The sequence below is a fragment of the Novosphingobium sp. PASSN1 genome, from assembly GCF_002278815.1.
Genome location: NZ_NKIS01000003.1, coordinates 326,248 through 347,409, shown reverse-complemented (window position 1 = coordinate 347,409; position 21,162 = coordinate 326,248). Strand labels below are relative to the sequence as shown.

The following is a 21,162-nucleotide window of genomic DNA, read 5'->3' as shown; positions in this document are numbered from 1 at the left end:
GATGCAGGTAGGTGGCGGCCGCAAGGCCTATGACGATATCAACATCACCCCGATGCTCGATCTGGCCTATGTGCTGCTCGTGATCTTCATCCTGATGGCGACGGCATCGGTGCAGGGCATCAAGGTCGATCTGCCCAAGGCCAGTTCGGCCAAGAGCCTGGTGCAGCCCAAGACCATTGCGCTCACGGTCAACGATCAGGGCCAGATCTTCATGGATGCGTTCCCGGTGACGCTGCCCGATCTGGAAACGCGGCTGCGCAACGCCAAGGCCTCGAACCCCGATGTGCCGATCGTGCTCAAGGGCGATACGACGACGCAATACGGCAAGATCATGGAAGTGCTCGATCTGTGCCGCCGGCTGGACCTTGCCAAGGTCGGGCTGGTGACCGGCAAGCCGACCGGGACCTGATCGCCACTCGCCATGGCCAGTCAGCCCGCCTCTCCCAGCCCGGTTCCGCCTGCGTTCAATCCGAACGAGAAGGTGCCGCTCAAGCTGCGCCTGATCCAGGCGGGCGCGGCGCTGCTCGTGCTGCTCGCGGCTTGGTGGTTCTATGGCCTGATCACCGAAGTGCCGGGTGTGAAGGTGGAAGCAGCCTCGCCGCAGACGGTGGACATGCTGCCCCCGCCGCCCCCGCCTCCACCTCCGCCCCCGCCGCCGCCGGATCAGCCGCCGCCCGATGCGAAGCCCGACCCTGCGCCGATGCCTGAGCCCGCGCCCGCGCCCGCGCCCGATCAGCCCGCGCCGATGAAGATCGACGGACCTGCGCAGGCTGGCACCGATGCGTTCGGCATGAGCGCGGGCAAGGGCGGCGGCATGGGCGGCGGCGGCAGTGCGGGAACGTGCCTTGCTCCGCCGTGCGGCGGCGGCTCGCCCATCGCGAGCGGTTTCTACACGCGCTACCTCAGCTCTGCTCTGCAAGAGCGGGTGCAGAACAACGACAAGATCAACCGCCAGATCTTCAGCGCCGATTTCGCCGTGACGGTGAACCTCGGCGGGCAGATCACCGCGGTGCAGCTGCTGCGTTCCAGCGGCAATGCCAAGCGCGATCAGCTGCTGCTGGCGGCGCTGCAATCCATTCGCGGGCTGGATGCGCCGCCCGCCTCGTTCCGCTTTCCGCAGAAGATCACCGTCCGGGGCAGCCGTGGCCTCTGATCTGCACCCAGTTCGTTCATGGAGTTCCGCAATGTCGCTGCGTAGTTTCGCTCCCCGCCGCGCCGGCCTTTCCGCAGCGCTTGCGGCGCTGCTGGCCAGCACCATGGCCACCAGCACCACGGCCAACGCCCAAACGGCGCCTGATGCGGTTGCCACGCCTGTCGCAGCCGCGCCTTCGCCTGATGCGATGACCAACCTCATCCGCCTGCTGGTGGCCAAGGGCACGCTCACGCAGGCCGATGGCGATGCACTGCTCGCGCAGGCGCAGGGCGAGGCCGCGCAGGCGCGCATGGCCGCCGCGCCGCCTCCGCCTCCGCCCCCGCCGGCCGGCGCGGTGCGCGTGGCGCGCGTGCCTGAAGCCGTGCGTCAGCAGATCCGCGACGAAATTCGCGGCGAGATCATGGCCCAGGCCGCCACCGAAGGTTGGGTGACCAAGGATCAGGCCGCACCGGAATGGACCAAGCGTATCCGTCTGTTCGGCGATGTGCGCGTGCGCTCGCAAAGCTCGCTCTATGCGAAGAACAATTCGGACCAGATTTTCGATTTCACGCGCATGACGGCCGCTGGCCAGCCGATCGACCTTACGCGGCTTGCCTCCTACCAGTTCCTCAACACGCGCAAGGATCGCACCGATGCCCGCTACCGCGCGCGGCTCGGGTTCGAGGCCAATGTGGTCAAGGGCGTGACGGCGACGATCGTGCTCGGCACGGGTGACGACAACAGCCCGATCTCGGAAAACGCCAGCCTCGGCAGCGGCTTCTCGAAGCGGCAGATCTTCGTCGATTCCGCAGAAATCAAGGTGAAGCCCACCGATTGGGCAACGCTGCATTTCGGCCGCTTCGAAAACCCGTTCAACACCACGCCGCTGCTCTACGACGAGGATCTGCGCTTCGACGGCGTTTCGGCGTCGCTCAAGTGGGCGGGGCTGCTGGGCAAGGAATCCGCCATTGCGCTCACCGGCGGGGCGTTCCCGCTCGATTACGGCGATGGCAACTTCCCGAACGTCGCGGTGAACAAGCAATCCTATCCGAACAAGTGGCTCTATGCGGGCGAGCTCAAGCTCTCTGCGCCGATCACGCAGAGCCTGTCGTTCGATGCCAGCGCGGCCTACCACAGCTTCCGCAACGTGCAGGGCCGCCTTTCGGAACCCTGCAACCTCGATCTCGGCAACTTCTGCTCGACCGACGGATTCCAGCCGCAGTTCCTGCGCAAGGGCAACACGCTGTTCACGATCCGCAATCTCGTCACCAACAGCACCGGCGTCTATCCGCAGCTGTTCGGCCTGAAGTTCGATTACGACATTCTCGATCTCAACCTCGCGCTGAAGGTGCCGGTTTCGGAGAACGTCAACGCGCGGCTGGCGGGTGAATACGTCAAGAACCTCGGCTTCAAGCGTGCCGACATCTGCTCGGGCCTGTTTGATACCGCGCAGGCCTTCCTCGTGCAGCCCTACAACAACTATGGCAGCAACGGGAACGCGGCGCGCAACATCTGCACCAAGACCAACCCGACGAGCTTTGTCGGCGGCGATACCGGCTGGCTGGTCAATGCCTCGATCGGCTATCCCAAGGTGACCAAGAAGGGCGCATGGAACGCCTTTGCCGAATATCGCTACCTCGAGAGCGATGCGGTGCTCGATGCCTATACCGATAGCGATTTCCACCTCGGCGGGACCAACGCCAAGGGTTACGTGATCGGGGCCGAATACGGCCTTGCAGACCGCGTTTCCGTGCGCGGGCGCTGGTTCAGCGCGAACGAGATTTCCGGCGAACCGCTGGCGATCGACGTGCTGCAGATCGACTTCATGGCCCGGTTCTGACGCTTCGTCAGCCGCGCCATCCATATTCCCAAACCAAGATCACTCGCCAGAGGACCGGCATGAACCAGCGCAGCGACATCGCAACCGGAAAGCGGCAGCGCCTGCTGGCCAGCGTCAGCGCGCTGGTGCTGGGCCTTGGCTGCACGGTGCAGCCCGCACAGGCGCAGATGGCGCGGTTGCAGGGTGCGGTCGGCGCGGTTCCGGTGATCGTGCCGGGCGGCGGCAGTTCGGCGCCGATCCCGCAGCGTTCGGTGCGCATGCAGGAAGCGCTGGCGCAGCAGCAGGCGGCGCGCGATGCGGTCAAGGCGATGCGCGGGCTCGTGACGCAGGCGCGCGAGGCGGCGCTGGTGGCCACCCGCACCCGGCCCAGCGAAGGGCTTTCGCTCGCGGGGCTCAATCCCGCGGTCACCAAAGTCACCGCCTCTACCGCCGATACGACCGGCCTTGCCACCTGGCAGGGCGCGCTGCTGCCCACGCAGATCGAGGCGGACGGCAAGTTCACCGTCACCATCAAGCAGACCGACAGCCGCGCGCTGCTTTCGTGGAACAATTTCGATATCGGCGCGAAGACGACGCTGGTGTTCGATCAGACCGTGGCCGGCAAGGCGCAGACCGATTGGGTCGTGCTCAACCGCGTGGTCGATCCGAATGCGCGGCCCAGCACGATCCTCGGCGCGATCAAGGCACCGGGCACCGTGCTGGTACTCAACCGGGCGGGCGTGATCTTCGGCAATGGCGCGCAAGTGAATGTCCACTCGCTCCTCGCCAGCAGCCTTGAAATCGGCAACTTCGCCAAGGATGTCGGCCGCAGCGCCGAAGACGCCAATTTCTTCACCGGGCTGACGATCAAGGAGCGCAACACCGCCTATCTTGAAAACGGCCTGCTCGGCCCTTCGGCCAGCCCCAGCAAATATGCCGCGCTGATCACCTCCAGCCTTGCCGGGCAGGGCCGCTATGTCGTGACCAATCCGGACGCGGCGTTCAGCGCGGTGCCCGAAGGCGATGTCGTGGTTGATCGCGGCGCGAGCATTTCGGCCAGCGGCGGCGGGTTCGTCATCCTCACCGCGCCGAAGATCTCGAATGATGGTCATTTGTCCGCGCCCGAAGGCCAGGTCAGTCTGCAGGCCGGACGCGCGATCAGCTACATCGTCTCGACCGGCGATGCCAAGGGTGCCGATCCCGATATTCGCGGGCTGATCCTGCGCACGCTGACCGAAACCGGCGGCACGGTGGTGAACTCCGGCCTGATTGATGTGCCGCGCGGCTATATTTCGTTGGGCGCAGACCTTGCGGGCAGCGTGGAAAACGCAGGCCTGCTCGCCTCGACCACCAGCGTCTCGCGCAACGGCGCGATCTCGCTCACGGCAGGCACCATCCGCATCACCGGCGGCAGCGATGCCGCACATGCTGGCGGCATCGCGATCCTTGATGATGCCAGCACCGAGACGGTGCCGCAGGGCACGGCAAGCGAGCCGCCTGCCTTCAAGACCTCGCGCATCGATATCGGCGGGGCCTATGTGCCGCTGCTCGCGGGCAGTTCGGGGCTGGGCCTGCTCGGGCCCGCTTCGGTCGATTTCGGCGCGAACGCGCTGCTGCTCGCACCTGCCGCCACGGTCTCGATCGGCAGCCGCGCCTCGCAGACGTTCGATGCCTCCGCACTCGCGTCCACCGGCCGCACCGTTTCGGCAGGCAGCATCACCGTGGGCGAGGGCGTGCGGATCGATGTCAGCGGCATCAAGGATGTCACGCTCGAAGCGAGCCGCAACGCCGTCACGATTGCGCCGCTCAAGGGTAACGAACTGCGCGATACGCCCAATTACCGCGATGTGCGCACCGACGGCAGCTTCACGCTCAATGGCCGAACCGTCACCATCGATCCGCGCCGCAGCGGCGTGCGCGCAGACGGGGTCAAGTGGATCGGCTCGCCGCTGATCGAGGCCGGGTCTGCGGCCAGCCAGATCGGCGTGGGCGCGGCGGAACTGATGACTAAGGGCGGCACTGTCACCTTCGGCGTGGCGCTGCTGCAAAACGTCGATACCTTGGCGAACACGCCGCAGGTGAAGATCGCGAAGAGCGCCACGGTCGATTTCTCCGGCGGCTGGGTTCATTACAACGCAGGCTGGACCGGCTCCTCGCGCCTGATCCGCGCCGATGGCAGCCTTGTCGATATTGCCGATGCCGATCCCAACGGGGTCTATATCGGCCTCGCCGACGGGTTTACCGAACTGCAGAGCAAGTTCGGCAAGGCCGATACGTACTCAAACCGCATCCTTGCCGGGCAGCGCTTCGATCCGGCTTACGACGAAGGCCGCGATGCGGGCGGTATAGTCGTGATCGGCTCCACCGCAAGTGTCGAGGGCACGCTGCGCGGCGATGCCTTCGCGGGCGAGTACCAATTGCGCAGTGGCGTGATCGGCACGGCAAAGTCCGGCATCGCGCTCGACACGCGCGCGCTTCAGGCCACCGCGCAGCAGCGCCCCTCGGGCGGTTTCCTGCGGCTGGGGTCGTTCAGCGGCCCCTCGGGCGTCGGGCTGGGCGGCGATATCCTTGTCCATGCCGATGGCGCGGGCGATCTGCCGACCGGGCAGGGCGTGTTCCTGCTGTCTGACCGCCAGCTCAGCCAGGCTGGCCTCTCCGCGATCACGCTCCAGACCAGCGGCGGCGTCACCTTCGGCGCAGGCAGCCAGCTGACCCTTGCCGATGGCGGCAAGCTCACTGTCGATGCCGGGCGCACGATCAATTTTGATGGCACCGTCACCGCGCGCGGCGGGGCTGTCGCGGCGCGGACCTACGAACTTGCGGGCACGATCTACCGCTCCGCGCTCGCCGCCACCGGTTCAGCCTTCACCACCGCCGACGACGTGAAGTTCGCTTATGCCGCCGGGGAGCCGCTGCCCGGCCTGTTCGATATCAACGTGAACGGCACGCTCGATGTCTCGGGCTTGTGGAGCAACGATTTTCTCAGCGTGAACACGCTGCCCACCGGGCAGGCGTTCACCTCGGGCGGTTCGATCAGCCTCATCACCGCGCCCAAGGTGCTCGTTGCCGAGGGCGTTGATGCCGAAAGCGCGCAGTATGCGGCCGATCTTTCGGGCAGCATCCGTCTTGCCAAGGATGCGCTGCTCAATGTCTCGTCCGGCGGTTATGTCGATGCCACTGGCGCGCTTGTCCTCACCGCGCGGGGTGGCAGCGTATCGCTGATCAACGCGACGACCTACGCCTCGCTCTCGCAGACCCCCGGCGTGATCGACGAGCTTTCGACCACCGATCTCGGCATCAGCGGCGAGAACCAGAGCGTCGCGTTTTCGCCGTATGTGGCGGATAACGGCAAAGCCGTGCGCGGCGCGCTGGCCCCGCGCGAACAGCGTTCCACCGTCAGCTTCGATGCGGCGAACTTCAAGGGCTTCAGCTTCGGCGGGGGCGGCACGTTCACGCTGGTCGCGCCGCAGATCGCGCTGGGCGGCACGAAGCCGCAGTCCGGTGCGTGGCTCGGCCTCGATTTCCTGCAGAAGACCGGTTTCGGCGGGCTCGATCTCACCACGTTCCGCAGCCGCGTCTACGATGATCTGTTCAAGGGCGGCGTAACGGGCGGCTCGGCGTTCTTTGAAACCACGCGGTTCGTCGTCGGCAACGGCGAGACGCTGAACCTCAGCCAGGCGCTCCTGCCCAATTTCGTCGATCCGGCTACCACGACAAAGCTCGCCACGCTTGCCACCGGCAGCGATGTCACCAGCGTCGTGTCCGCCGCCGTACCGACCGATGCGTTCGACCAGCGCGCCGCCACGCTCACGCTCGGCGGCCTCACCGAACTGACCGTGGCCAAGGGCGGCACGATCACCGGCGCAGCGGGCGCCACGATCACCGCGCCCAAGCTGCTCAACCAGGGCACGATCCGCATTGTCGGCGGCAAGATTGTCCAGCGCGCGGTCCTGCCCGAAGTGCTGTTCGGCAAGGCCATCGGCGTCAAGGATGCGGCCAATGGCGGCAATGGCCTCGATGATGTGCTCGGCGGGCGCATCGCGGGCACGGGTCCGGTGCAATACAGCGAAAGCGCGGCCTCGAAGGTCGATTTCGAAGGCACCGCGCTCACCAATGGCGAGCTGTTTTCCAAGGCCGGGGCCGACCGCGTAGTCTATTTCCTCGGCGCGCTCGACAAGGATGTCGGCCTGCGGCTCGATGCGGGCAGCGTCACCGATCTTGCGGGCGGGGCGGTCTACGATCCGCGCGCGCCGCTGGGGGCCGATGGCCGCCGCATCGCGCGCGGCACGCTGTATGATGGCGGCTCGATTCGCACGGCGGGCACGTTCGTCAATCCGGCAAACGCGCTGTTCACCCCTCCGGTCTATGGCGATCCGCGCTTTCAGGTGATCGTTGCGGGCAACCCGATCACGTATGCAGGCACCACCGCAGGCGCAAAGATCAGCACCGGCACAGGCGCGCTCATCGATCTGCGCGGCGCTTCGGCCCGGTTCGATCAGCAGGATTCCGCAGGCCGCTTCGCGCTCGCCGATCAGTGGAGCCGGGGCGGCAGCCTCAGCGTGCTGGCGGGCGGCTCGCTGGCGGGCGCGGTCATCCGCGCGGGCGGCGGCGCGGCTACAGCCGAAGGCGGCACGCTGGAATGGTTCGCGCCCACGCTGGTCTCCGCCTATGGCGCGCGCGGCGGGCAGAGCAGCCTTATTGCAGCGGATCAGATCGAGGCTTCGGGCTTCACCACGATGATTGCGCGCGGTTCGCTCACCATCGAGGGCGGCACCGATCTCACGCTGGGCAAGGCCTTCATCCTGTCGTCGGCCGATCGGCCGACCGTGTCGACCGTGGACCGCGATCTGCAGGTCAAGGTCACACTGATCGGCAGTGGCGATGCTGCGATCCATGCGCCTTACGTGCGCCTGTCCAGCCTCGCGCAGGGGGCGCCCGGCGATCTCACTGGCGGCGCGAGCGGCGCGCTCACGTTCTCGGGCCAATCGGTCGATCTCGCTGGCGGACTGGGCTTTGCCGCAGACGCAGTGCGCTTCGAGGCCGAACGCGATGTGCGCCTGATCGGCGTGCGCCAAGCCGTCCCCAGCCTTACCGTGCTGACCGGCGTGACCGGCGCGCTCGTTGCCACGGGCGATATCGCGTTCAAGGCGGGCCAGATCTTTGCCACCACCGGCACCGGCAATCTGCAGGCGCTGATCGAAGACCAGCGCAATGGCACCAGCAACAGCGCGGCGCAGCCCTATCTCATTGCCAGCGTGGCGGAAAACGGGACGGTATCGTTCGCTTCCAACGGCAGCGCGGTGCCCGATGCGCCGCTTTCCGCAGGCAGTTGGCTGCGCGTGCTGGGCGCGCAGATCCGGCAGGACGGCGTGCTGCGCGCGCCGCTCGGCTTGATCGAACTGGGCTCCTCCACCTCGCGGCTGATCCCCGGCTCGCTCAATGCGGCACCGGCCACGCGCAGCATCACGTTCGGCGCGGGCAGCATCACGTCCGTCAGCGGCACCGGTCTCAACGTGCCCTATGGCCAGACGACCGACCTTACCGAATACTATTTCGGTCCCGGCGTCAGCGCTGCGCTCACCACCGCGCCCACCGGGCAGCTCGTGCTTGCGGGCGCGGACATCACCATCGGCGCGGGCGCGAAGATCGACGGGCGCGGCGGCGGCGATGTGTTCGCCTATGAATTCGTCTCGGGCACCGGCGGCTCGCGCGATGTGCTCTCGCGGCTCAACAGCGATGCCTTTTCCAGCAACGACGGGCTGCAGTTCGCCGATGGCCGGCAGGTCTATGCGATCCTCCCAGTGGCGCAGGCGGGGCTCGTCGCGGCCTATGATCCGATCTATTCGGACGATTACGGCGCAGGCACCGGCGACCTCTATGGCGCTTCGGCCGGGCGCACCGTTCATCTCGATGGCGGACCGGGTGTTCCGGCGGGCGATTACCTGCTGCTCCCGGCGCACTATGCGCTGCTGCCCGGCGCGCTGCGGCTGGTTGAAAACACCGATGCGCAGGCGCCCTATGTCGGTGCGTCGACCCAGCTGCTCGATGGCAGCGTGCAGATCGGCGGCACGTTCGGCACGGCGGGCACCACTTTCCAGGAATCGCAGCGCCGCTCGTTCACCGTGCAAAGCGCGGAAACCTTCCGCAAGTATTCGAAGCTTCAGGTCACCTCGGGCACTGAAAACTTCGACAAGCTGGCCGACAAGCAGGGCCGCGCCGCACCGCGCTCGCCGCTTGATGCCGCGCGCTTCGTGATCAATCCGGGTGAGACGTTCACCGCAAACGGCACGTTCGATGTGGCCGCCGCCGCCAAGGGGCGCGGGGCGCAATTCGATATCGCGGCCTCTGCCATCGCCATTCGCTCTGCGGCCGGGGCCGAAACCCCCGGCGTGCTCACGCTCACCACCGATACGCTCGCCAATCTCAATGCGGGCAGCCTGCTGCTGGGCGGCGTGCGGCAAGACAAGGCCGATGGCACCACGCGCATCGACGTGCTGGCCGGCACGATCGACATTGCGGGCGACGCGGCGCTCAGCCTGCCGGAAATGATCTTCGCGGTCGGCGGGCAGGGTTCGCGTATCACCGTGGGCGAGGGCGCCTCGCTCACGGCGACCGGCACGCTTGCCGATCCGCGCACCGGCAATTTCGTCGTCGGCTATCAGGCTGATGGTTCGCGGTTTGACAACACCGGGATCGGCGCATTGCTGCGTCTGTCGAGCGGAACAGACCGTCTGGTCACACGCAATTACGCCCCGGACCTCGATAGTGCCGCGCTGGGCAGCGCATCGCTGCGGATCAGCAGCGGCGCGGCGCTGGCGGGCAATTCCGTTGCGCTCAACGCCAGCGGAGCCGTGCGGTTTGCCAAGGATGCGTCGATCACGGCCAAGGCGATCAGCCTCGGCAGCGCGGCGATCCGGTTTGACAGCCAGGGCATTGATGCCGATTTCGCGGCCAAGCTCGCGGCAGCAGACCGGCTGACCTTGCAATCCGGCCGCGTCATCACGCTGGGCGATACCTTGCCCGCGCAGTTCAACACGCTCGCCATCGATGCGCCCGGTCTTGCCTCGAGCGGCGCCGATGTCACCTTGCGCGCCACGACGGTCGAGCTTGGTAATGCCGGTGCGGACCGGGGCAGCTGCGCGGCGGCGGCGCAGGCCGCCTGCGGCGGGGATCAGACCCTGACGATCAAGGCCAATGAGATCAGCTTCGGCAACGGCACGTTCCGTCTGCTCGGCTTCGATGGCGGGGTCACGCTCGATGCCGCCAAGGGCGTTTTCGTCACCGGCAAGGGCGCGCTTGCGCTCGATGATGCAGGGGCGTCCGGCCCGGTCAACCTGACCATGAAAACGCCGCTGCTGGCGGACCGCTCCAGCACGGCTGCGGCAGACGTCAAGTCGGGCGGCGCGGACTATGCGTTCCTCACCGCTGGCCGCGTCACCATCGATGGCACGGGCCGCACTGCGCCCACTGCGCTGCCTGCTGCTGCGGCAGGCTCGATCATAGCTTTCGGGGCCGAGGATTCGGCGGTTGCGGCGCTCACCATCCGGAACACCACGATCCGCGCGACGGCGGGGATCGTCGAGGCCCATGCGCGCGGCGATATCGCGGTTTCGGGCAATGCCACCATCGCCGCGCCCGGCTTCACCACCCGCATCGGCGCGACCGAGGATGCGCTTGTCGCCACGGCTGGTGGCGGGACGATCACGTTCCAATCGGCCGAGGGCAATGTCACGCTCGCGAGCACGGCCTCGCTGATCGTCGATAATGGCATCGGCAACGCGGGCGCGCTCAATCTCGTCGCCTCGCACGGCACGATCGCTTTGGGTGCCGGTCTCAACACCGGGATCGGTGCGGGCAAGACACGCACCGCATCACTCCTCCTCGATGGCGCCGCAATCACCGACAATGCCGGGGCGGCCTTCGATTTCGGCCAGTTCGTCACCCGCGATGGCGCGAAGTTCCAGGGCAAGCTGCAAATCCGCACCGGCACTGGCAATCTTGCGCTCACCAGCGGGCAGACGGTCAAGGCGCAGAGCGTCGCGCTCGCGGCGGATAGCGGCACGATCACTATCGCCGGCACGATCGACACCTCGGGCGCCGATGTCTCGAAGCTCAAGCTGACCGATCCGGCTTATGCCGCCGCAGACGTCAACGGCGGCGACATTGCGCTTTATGGCGGAAGCGGCGTCACGCTCGCGTCCAGCAGCAAGCTCCTCGCCCGCACTTCGGGCTACGGCGCGGCAGACAGCCGTCAGGCGCGCGGCGGCAATGTCACGCTGGGCGTTGCGGTCGATACCGCCGCTGTCACCGTTGCCTCGGGCGCGGTCATCGATGTTTCGGCCACCCGGCCCGGAGACCGTCTTGTCGCCGCCACGGTCAAGGATCCCGGCACGCTGACGCAGAGCACGGCCTTCCGGCTGGCGGCAGGGGATCTGGGCGGCACGGTCACGTTCCGTGCGCCCGTGATCGAAAATGACAGCAAGGTCGATGTCCGCATCGGCGGCACCATCACCGGTGCGCGCGAAGTGGCGATCCATGCCTTCAAGCGCTTCGATCTCGATGCGATTGCCGCCTCGGGCACCTTCAGCGGCGTGGTGCGCGATGGGCAGGGCCAGATCCACCTCGATGCCGCCGCAACCGGCAAGCCCAACTTCCTCGCCGACCTCACTGCCTCGGGCACGCTGCCTGAGTTCGTCCGCAGCTTCTCGGTCACGCTGAAGAACGGCGGCAGCCTGAGCGGTATCCGCGTGCGCCCCGAAATGGAGCTTTCTGCCTCCGGCAGCGTCGTCCTCGATAGCAACATCAACCTCGGCGCGGGCCAGATCACCGATTATGCCGGGGCGCTCGCCGATGGCTATATCGTGCCCTCGGCGCTTGGCCGCGATACGGCGGGCAATCCGCGCTATGAAGTCGTCGCCGGCAAGGAAGCCGCGCTCTTCGCCAAGTATGTCGACATGACCTACCGCGTCGGCGGCAAGGTCACCGGTGAGGCGGGCGTGTTCACGCTGCGCGCGGGCGGTTCGGTGCACGTGGCGAGCAGCATCAGCGACGGCTTCTTCGCCTTCCACGATCGCACCGATCCGAAGTACATCCAGCAGCAGCTTGGCGGCGGCAACCGCACGTTCAGCCCGGCCATCCAGCTCGATTGCGCCTTTGGCAGCCTCTGCGACGATACCCTGCCCAGCTATAGCGCCAGCATCGGCCGCCGCCCGCCGGAGGATGACGCACTTGTTTTGATCGACCTCACCTTCCCGGTGCAAGGCAGCCAGAGCACGCCGATCTTCGTCCATTCGCCCTATAGCGCCAGCGCCAACAGCGTGGCCGCCAATGGGACCGGCAATGGCATCGGCGTGGGCGAACTGTTTCCGCTGGTGGACGGCAAGGTCGTCACCTCGTCGGATATCCGCCTTGTCGCGGGTGCCGCCGCTGGCGCTGCTGATCCCACCCAGCTTGATCGGTCCGCCAAGGGCGATGTCGTCGTCTCGGGCGAGAAATCCTATTCCATGGTCGCGCTCGAAGGGCGCTACACCATTGGCGGCGGCGTCCAGCTCGGCATCGATTCCGGCGATGGCACCTACCTCTACGGCAATGCCAGTGGCGACTTGTTCACGCAGACGTTCGCCGATTTCGCCGATCCGGAAACTGCACGCGATTTCTATACCAAGCTCACTTGGGGCAGCGACAGCGAACTGTCTGACGCTGCGCTCGCTGCCGCCAAAGGCTTCTTCACCGGCAACCGCTTCATCAAGGAAGACGGCGTCGTCACCGGGGTTTATGCCTCGCTCGGCCAGGTCGCCGATTTCCTTGCCGGGGATTATGGCACGACCTACCGCAAGCTCGTCGCCCCCGACATCGCGATCGAGACCGATGTTCCCGTCAGCTATCCGGGTACGCGCGTCTACTATCGCCCGCTCGTGCGCACCGGCGATGGCAACATCACCCTTGCCGCGGCCCGCGATATCAACCTCGTCGGCACCGGCAAGATCACCTACCGCGACGCCAACAGCCTTGCGCGCGACGAGTTTGGCGATCCGCTCGAAGCCAATTTCGACAACGCGCAGGTTGGCGGTTCGGCCGTCTACACCGCCGGCACGCGCCTCGCGAAGCTGGGCACGGTCGATCTTGCCAGCGCCCGCTTCGATCAGGGCGCTGAAAAGCTGGCCTATATCCCCTCGACACAAGGTGCGCTCGATTTCGGCTCCGCGCTGACCGGGAACGGCGGCTCGGTGTCGCTCATTGCCGGGCGCGATGTGATCAGCCGCCGCGATGTCTGGACGGAAACCTTCCTCGACAATGGCCTCGACATCGAGACCACGCTGCCGGGGTATGAAGACGGCGTCTCCACGCTCGATACCACGCGGGTCGGTGCGGCCAGCCAGCGCTGGCGGGTGGGCAAGACCGGGCTCGATTCGACCATCGGTATTATCCCGCAGCTGTTCACGTCGGGCGTCGGCGCGCTTTCGGGCGGCAATGTCACGATCACCGCGGGCCGCGATGTCAGCGATCTGACCGTCGCGCTCGATAACTCGGTCGTCACGCAGACGGATGGCAACGGCGCGCGCGTGCTCGTCACCAGTGCGGGCGGCGATCTGGCGCTCAGCGCAGGACGCGATCTCCTTGGCGGGCAGATCGATCTGGCGCAGGGCACGGGCCGCATCACCGTGGGGCGCAAGGTGGGCGCTGCGGGCGAAACGCTCACCCAAGGCAGCTTCGAAGACCGGGTCGACGCGCCCGATAGCCGGAATCTCCTGCGCGTGCGCGTCAGCGATGCGGCGGTGAGCCTCACTGCCCGCGGCACGGCCGATATCGGCGGGGTGGGCGCACTGGGTGCGAACGAGGCTTCGGCCACGATCGACCTCCAGCTCAACAGCGCCGGTTTCTTCAGCCCCATCGCCGCGTTCAGCGCGTCCACGATGGGCACGCTCAATCTTGCCGCTAACCGGCGCGAGCAGCGCGTGCTGTTCACCGGGCAGAACACCGATGCCGAAAACGCCTCGTTCCTGCTCGGCAATGTGCTTCCGCCCACGCTGCTGCTGCGTTCGCTCTCGGGCGATCTCAAGCTCGGCAACGGTTCGCCGCTGCTGCTCTATCCCAGCCGCTATGGCCAGCTGAGCCTCGTTGCGGGCGGCAACATGGGCCAGTTCGCGCTGGCGATGAGCGATGCCAACCCCTCCGATCTGCCCGGCGCGTTCACCGTCAGCCAGCTGGCTAGCCAGTCGAGCGCGCTGCTGCGGCTCAAGGGCCTCGGCTTCACCTTCGGCAGCGTGGTTCAGCCCACCGATGATGTCACCTTGCGGCTGCTGCATGATCGCAACATCCTGCATGCAGGCGATACGCGCACCGCAGAGGTCTATGCCGGTGGCTCGATCAGCCAGGTCCAGCTCAATCTCGCCAAGGCGGCGCGGATCAACGCCGGGCTCGATATCGTGGACTTCTACTTCGAAGGCCAGAACCTTGCCGTCTCGGACGTGACCAGCGTGCTGGCCGGGCGCGACATCACCGCCACCACCAATCTTCCTGATCTGAACAATGCCTTCACCGGCCGTCCGTTCACCGGGATCACCAACTTCGTGGTCGGCGGCCCCGGCACGCTCACCGTGCAGGCCGGGCGGGATCTTGGCCCGTTCCTCAATTCGGCCACGGTCGGCGGGGTGAGCTATGCTGGCGGCATCCGCACCATCGGCAACGAGGCGAACCCGTGGCTGCCCTCGCAGGGTGCGGATATCTACGCCCTGTTCGGTGTCGCCAAGGGGGCGGATTACACCAAGTTGCGCTCGACATATCTCGATCCGGCGAACCTTGCGAAGCTCGATGGCGATCTCTTCGTGCAGAACGTCGATGCTGCTGGAAACAAGACGCCTGATCGCAGCAAGCCGATCTATGCGCCCAAGCTCGCGCTGTGGCTTCAGGCCAATGCGCCCGAGGCGTTCGCCAGCGTCTTTGCCGACAATCCCTCGATTTCAGGCGAGGCGCTGACCGCTGCGGCCTATACCCGGCTCGACAAGCTCTACGCCGCCTTCACCGGGCAGGTGAGCGAGCTGCAACAGCGCCAGTTCCTGATCGGGCAAGTCTATTTCGGCGAAATCGCCGCGCCCGCCGATCCGAATGGCGCGTCCTACCAGCAATATGTGCGCGGCTACCGCGCGATCCAGACGCTGTTTCCAGCCACGCTCGGCTATACCGACAACCTCGCGACTTTCGCGACCGATCCCGCGTCCGTGACCACCGATCACCCCCTGGGCGATGCAGTGAAGAAGCTGGTCGATGGTGAGCCGGCGCGCGCCGCCCGCATCATCACCGGCAATGTCGATCTGCGGCTCGCCACGATCGAGACCGGGCGCGGCGGATCGATCGACATCCTCGGCCCGGGCGGTGATTTCATCGCCGGTTCGGTGGTGCGCACGTCCGAACAGGCCGCGCGCAAGACCACGCTCTACAGCCAGACCGGCGTCGATTTCTTCCGCACCGGCTTTGGCCTCAATCGCTCGCCTGTGGGCATCGAGGCCATCCCCATCGGCTTCGAAGGCGTGCTCAGCTTGCGCGGCGGGGCGATTCGTTCGTTTACCGATGGCGATTTCCGCCTCAACCAGAGCCGCCTGTTCTCGCTTTCGGGCGGCGACATCACGATGTGGTCATCGAACGGCGATCTCAATGCGGGGCAGGGGCCGAAGACCGCCTCCAACTTCCCGCCGATCGTGCTGCGCTTCACGCCCAATGCGGTGGGTGAGGTCGATTCGGCCGGCAGCGTATCGGGCGCAGGTATCGCCGCGCTGCGGCCCAGCCTCGATGTCGCGCCCTCGCGCGTCACGCTGATCGCACCGGTCGGCACGGTCGATGCAGGCGATGCGGGCGTGCGCGCTTCGGGCGACGTGTTCGTGGCCGCCGCGCGTGTGGCCAATGCCGATAACTTCAAGGTTGGCGGCGTTTCGGTCGGCGTGCCCTCCAGCGTGGTGGTGGCCGCGCCTGCCGCGCCTGCCAGCGCCGCCGCCGCGACGGCGGCGACAGCGGCGCAGGCCGGGGCGCAGCAGCGCGGCGATAGCGCCGACCGCCGCTCGATCATCCGCGTCGATGTGCTGGGCTTCATCGGCTCGGACAATGGCAATTGCCCCAGCGGCCGCTTCGATTCAGAAGGGCGCTGCACCAATTGATCTGGCCCGGTATCAGGATGAACCCCATGACCATCGCTTTTCGCCTCGCCTTTTCGTTCTCCGGCGCCGCGCTGCTCGCTGGCGCTTCTGCTCCGCTCGCGGCGCAGGCCCCAGCGGCAGCACCTGCCGCGCCCGCTTTGGGCGGTCCGCTGGTTTCCGGCCTGTGCCTGCTCTCGCGTGAGGCGGTGCTCGCCAATGCCAAAGTCGGGATCTACGCCTCTCAGCGCATTCGCCAGCTGACCGAGGAAGCCCAGGCCGAAGTGAACGCCGATCGCAAGCCGATCGAGGCCGACATCGCCGCGTTCCGCGCGCAGGCGGCCAAGCTTGCGCCCGAACAGCGCACTGCGCAGGAAAAGGCGCTGGCCGCCCGCCTTGCCCCGATCCAGTCCAAGGCCGAGCAGCGCACGCGCGAGATCGAGAAAACCCGCGCCAAGGCGATCGATACCATCGGCCAGCAACTCCAGCCGATCATTGCCGCGGTCTATACCCAGAAGGGCTGCGGCCTGCTGATGGATCGCGGCACCGTGCTCGGCGGCAACTTGGGCAATGATCTCACCATGGCCGTGGTCGCGGGCCTCGATGCCCGGCTCACCGCGTTCGCGATCCAGCGCGAAGATCTCTCCGGTGCAGCCACGCCGCCGCCGCGTTAAGCCTTCGGCGTCTTCACCTGTGCCGAATTGAACCAAACCGGACTGTCCTCTGCAGTCTGGATTGCGCCGAATAAATCACGGCATTTCAATCGAAAATCGCGCTTTCCGCGCCGGTATTTGCGCGCCTTCCGCCTCCGGACGACAGCCGTGCGGGCCTGCTGAAATGTTCATCACAGAAGTGTCACCGCTGAAAAATAGAGGGGTCCGCGGGGGACGAATCAAACCGCCCGAAAACGTGATTGCATCCTGCCCTGGAAGGTTTCGTTCCGGGCGTTTTGCGTAACCCCACAAGCCCTTTGGAAAAAAGGGCGGCGAAAGTTCAGCACTATCAGGGCCAGTCCGTTTTCCCGTGCGTGGGATTGCGGGGAGCACCTGAGACGAAAGGGATATGAAATGTCGAACACCCTGAAAACGCAGCTGCTCATGGCGACCGCCATGATCGCCGCGCCGGTCACCCCTGCCTTTGCGCAGGCTCTTCAGTACCCCGCCGCCGAACTCCACGGCATGGGCGCTTCCTCGATCGCCGTGGCCCTGCCGCGCGAAATGAACTGCTTTGGTCCCTCGACCGGCCCGAACAAGGTTGGCGACAGCAACGGTTCGGCCCAGAACCTGAGCTCTGAAGGCAAGTACGATCCGGCTGCTGGTGCTGGCTTCAACTGCGTCACGCAGCACATCCAGCCCGACATCGGCGGCAAGTACATCTCGACCGGTTCGGGCGCAGGCCGCACCGCTTGGCGCAACCTGAGCACGATTGCCGCGCTTCCCGGCACCGGTGCCACCAACAAGTTCCCGACCGACTTCGGCGCTTCTGCCGCTGCCTGGCCGAACCCGCACTTCATCTTCACCGATTCGCCGATGGCGACCACGGACATCAGCACATATGCAACGAACGCTGCCGCCAAGAGCGCGGGCGCGTTGATCCAGGTGCCGTTCTACGTGCTCCCCGTCGCCGTCGCCTACAACCCGGTCTATGGCCGCAAGGCCGGCGTGGACGCGGTGTTCAATGTCGCCAACCCGGTCAAGGGCTACGACGGCACCACCGTCGCCGGTGGTCTGCGCCTGACTAAGCAGGTCTATTGCTCGATCTTCAACGGCTACATCACCAACTGGAACGACGTTCGCATCCAGGCGCTGAACGTTGCCCCGAAGGCCAAGGTCTCCACCTCGCTGCGTGACCCTGTCAACGACACGGCTGCTCGCTGGGCCGCTGATGGTGCGCCGATCCGCCTCGTCGGCCGTCTCGACAACTCGGGCACGACCGACATCTTCACGCGTCACCTTGCGGCTGCATGCGGTGGCGGCATCATGGGCCTCAGCAAGCCCAACCTCTACCTCAACAACGCTCAGGCGCTGCCCTATAACGTGTCGTCGGGCGTGAACCTCTCGACCAGCGGTTCGTACAAGACGTCGCTCACGGCCTCGCCTTCGACGACCTGGGCCGGCACGACCAACATGATCAGCGGCGCGGTGTTCACCATCGGTTCGGGCATCACCGGCACCGAAGCTCCCGGCAAGTATCTGGTTGCCAACCTGAACGACGGCGTTGCGGCTGCCATCGAATCGGCTCCGGATGTGCCTTCGGCTTCTGATGTAGACTTCCTGCTCAACGGCAAGGTTGGCTATGTCGGCGCAGACTATGTCCGTCCGGCGCTGAGCCAGACGCTCCACTCTGCGGCGCTCGAAGTCGGCAACTCGTCGCAGACGAAGAAGCCGGCGTTCGCGATGCCCACCGCCGCCAACGCGACGGCTGCTTTCGGTACGCAGATCGTTCCGCCCGAATCGAACAAGGCCGGCAAGTACATCCCGGGCGGCCTCTTCAGCCGTTCGAACCCGGCTGACTGGTACGAAGCACTCTATTCGGGTGCCTCCACGCTGGCCAACGCGCCGGTGGGCTATCCGATCACGGGCACGACGCAGTTCGTCACCGGCACCTGCTTCGCTTCGCCGGCCGTGCGTAACGCGCTTGTCGCCTTCCTGACCGGCTCGCTCGGCAAGCTGACCGCCGCTGCGACTGCCGCTCCGGACAAGAAGACCCTCGGCCTGATGTTCACCGGCACTTCGGTGAAGGCGCTGGGTATCAAGCCGCAGATGGGCATCGCCCCGCTGCCGAAGGCCTGGTCGACCGCACTCTACGAAACGTTCCTGACGCGTTCGACCCAGAAGGCTCCGGACAAGAGCCTGCTGGTCAGCCGCAACCTCTACATCCAGGCCGGCGTTCCGACCGCCAAGGTTCTGGGTCAGAAGGGCACCAAGACGGTTCTGGTCGAAGCCGACCTGCCGACCACCGTGTCGACCACCGTCAAGGGTAAGGCAGTGTTCAACGAAGCTGGTCCGAACAGCACCTGCACCAACGGTGTCGGTATCTGATCTGATACGGTCTAGAACGAACAAAGGGGCGGCTCCGGGAAACCGGGGCCGCCTTTTTTTCTGCACCGCGCAGCGGCGCAGAAATGCGCCGTGCGGTAGCCCACACAGCTCTGCTGGCAGGCAGGAATAGGCTTTAATTTCAGTTTGATATTGCGCGCCTTGGTGCCGCGATGCGGTTCGCGAGGCATTCCAGGTTGCGGTTGGAGACAGCGTGATCTGGAGAAATTTCGAGGTATTCCCAAGAATTCATTCCAAATTCAGGATTTTGTTCCTAAAGTGCCAACTTCACTTTCCCTCCGGGCGGGTGGACGTTTATATCCCTAATCCTGGCGGCGGCAGCTTCGGCTTCCGCCGCCGTTTTTCAATCTGGACCCGCTGTCAGTGCGGGCCCGCTTTTAATCCGCGCCTTGCGCGCCCAGCGCCCGGATCACGCGCGCGATATCGTCTGCGCTGACAGCACCCTCGGTCATCGCCAGTTTGCCGGTGCGGTTGTCACGCACCACGATGGCGGGTGTGCCGGTCACGCCAGCGGTATTGGCGGCATCGAACTGGTTGCCCAGCAACTGGATCGTCTCGGGCGCATGGACGCAGGCATCCAGCTGCGCCGTGTCGGTGGCACCCGCTTCGCGGGCCAGTGCCTCCACGTTCCTGCCCGGGGTATCGGGCAGCCCGGCACCATTGGTCCGGGTCAGTTGCATATAGCGATCGAGGAAGCGGTAATAGCCTGCTGCCGCGCCTTGGCGGCTGACGCACAGCGCAGTTGCCGCGGCGATGAACGCGGGCCTTCCGTGCATGGGCAGTGGCAGCAGCCGCACCGCGAGGTTCACCCGGCCGCCACTGCCATCAACCACCGTTTCGGGCGTCCGTCCCAGCAGCTTGCAATAAGGGCATTCGGGATCGATCCACACGATCACGCTGAAATCGCTGGCGGGCTGACCATAGACCGGCTCCACCGCCGCATCGACCGGCACTACCGTTCCCGCCCCATGCCAGATCGCGCTGGCATCGGCCTGAGCGGCGGCGGGCAATGTTGCAAAGGGCAGCCCGGCGCAGGCAGCAAGGGCGGTTGCCGCCAGCAAGGGGCGGACCAGAACATGGCGGAAATCGAACATCGGACGGCCTTCGGCTGAAACTGTGGCATGGGCATGACAGCGGGAGGGCCCCGGCACTGCGCAGCATAGGCGGCGAATTCGCGCTAGGCAATTTGCCGGGTTATTGTATATCGCGGGATATAGCTTGCAGGAGCGTGCCGTGCCTTCCCTATTCCGCCATCTCGCCCTGCCTTGCGCCATGCTGCTTGCGGTGTTGGCGGTACTTGCGCCAGCATCAACACGGGCCGCGCAGCGGCGCGGCCCGCTCGTGCTCGCTGCTGCCAGTCTTCAGGAAGCGCTCACCGTCGCCGCCGCCAGCTGGACCGCCAGGGGCCATCCCCGGCCGGTGATCTCGTTCGCCGCGTCCTCCGCGCTCGCCCGCCAGATCGAAGTCAGAGCGCCCGCCGACCTGTTCATTTCGGCGGATGAGGAATGGATGGACTATCTCGCCGCGCGCAAGCTGATCGTGCCCGCCAGCCGTGCGGTGTTCCTCACCAACCGGCTGGTGATCGTCGCCCCGGCGGCATCGCGCATCAGCTTCGTCGTGCGCCCCGGCTTTGCGCTGGCAGCGGCGCTGGGCAGCGGACGGCTCGCGCTCGCCGATCCTGATGCCGTGCCCGCCGGGCGCTATGCCAAGCAAGCGCTCACCATGCTCAAGGTCTGGCCCACGGTGCAGGGCAATCTTGCGCGGGCCGAAAACGTCCGCGCCGCACTGGCCCTGGTGGCGCGCGGTGCCGCGCCGCTGGGGATTGTCTATGCCACCGATGCCCGCGCGCAAAGCGCGGTCCGCATTGCCGGGTGGATACCGGCTGGCGCGCATGCACCGATCCTCTACCCGCTGGCCCTCCTTGCCGGATCGACCAACCCCGAGGGCGAGGACTTTCGCCGCTATCTCCTATCGGACGAAGGCAAGGCGATCTTCCGCCGCTATGGCTTCGGCACACGGTAGGCCCCA

General features: G+C 66.3%; 8 protein-coding genes. 7 read left to right on the top strand and 1 reads right to left on the bottom strand.

Features of this window, described 5'->3' with window-relative positions; all coding sequences use genetic code 11:
* Position 1 precedes the first annotated feature (1 nt).
* The 6 genes from CFE35_RS07370 (at position 2) to CFE35_RS07345 (ending at position 19,116) form a co-directional block, all read left to right on the top strand.
* On the top strand, positions 2 to 409 hold the full coding sequence (locus CFE35_RS07370) for a biopolymer transporter ExbD (protein WP_292929523.1): 408 nt from the start codon (positions 2 to 4) through the stop codon (positions 407 to 409).
* Between the two features lie 12 nt (positions 410 to 421).
* Positions 422 to 1,153: a TonB C-terminal domain-containing protein gene (locus tag CFE35_RS07365; protein WP_292929521.1), complete on the top strand. Its 732-nt coding sequence runs from the start codon at positions 422 to 424 to the stop codon at positions 1,151 to 1,153.
* Between the two features lie 31 nt (positions 1,154 to 1,184).
* Positions 1,185 to 2,972, top strand: a complete 1,788-nt coding sequence (locus CFE35_RS07360; RefSeq protein ID WP_292929519.1) for a putative porin — start codon at positions 1,185 to 1,187, stop codon at positions 2,970 to 2,972.
* Positions 2,973 to 3,031: 59 nt separating this feature from the next.
* Complete coding sequence (locus CFE35_RS07355) at positions 3,032 to 16,099, top strand: filamentous haemagglutinin family protein (protein ID WP_292929517.1); 13,068 nt, start codon at positions 3,032 to 3,034, stop codon at positions 16,097 to 16,099.
* A gap of 26 nt (positions 16,100 to 16,125) precedes the next feature.
* The gene (locus tag CFE35_RS07350) at positions 16,126 to 16,749 is read left to right on the top strand and encodes an OmpH family outer membrane protein (RefSeq protein ID WP_292929515.1); all 624 of its coding nucleotides are present in this window, start codon (positions 16,126 to 16,128) and stop codon (positions 16,747 to 16,749) included.
* A 393-nt stretch (positions 16,750 to 17,142) separates the two neighbouring features.
* Positions 17,143 to 19,116: a substrate-binding domain-containing protein gene (locus CFE35_RS07345; RefSeq protein ID WP_292929513.1), complete on the top strand. Its 1,974-nt coding sequence runs from the start codon at positions 17,143 to 17,145 to the stop codon at positions 19,114 to 19,116.
* Positions 19,117 to 19,511: 395 nt separating this feature from the next.
* On the opposite strand, the gene CFE35_RS07340 is transcribed toward CFE35_RS07345, so the two are convergent.
* Positions 19,512 to 20,228 (bottom strand): thioredoxin domain-containing protein, encoded by a 717-nt coding sequence (locus CFE35_RS07340; RefSeq protein WP_292929511.1) that lies wholly within the window; start codon positions 20,226 to 20,228, stop codon positions 19,512 to 19,514.
* A gap of 178 nt (positions 20,229 to 20,406) precedes the next feature.
* On the opposite strand from CFE35_RS07340, the gene modA reads away from it, so the two are divergent.
* Positions 20,407 to 21,156, top strand: a complete 750-nt coding sequence (modA, locus tag CFE35_RS07335) for a molybdate ABC transporter substrate-binding protein (protein ID WP_292929894.1) — start codon at positions 20,407 to 20,409, stop codon at positions 21,154 to 21,156.
* The last annotated feature ends 6 nt before the right edge of the window (positions 21,157 to 21,162 follow it).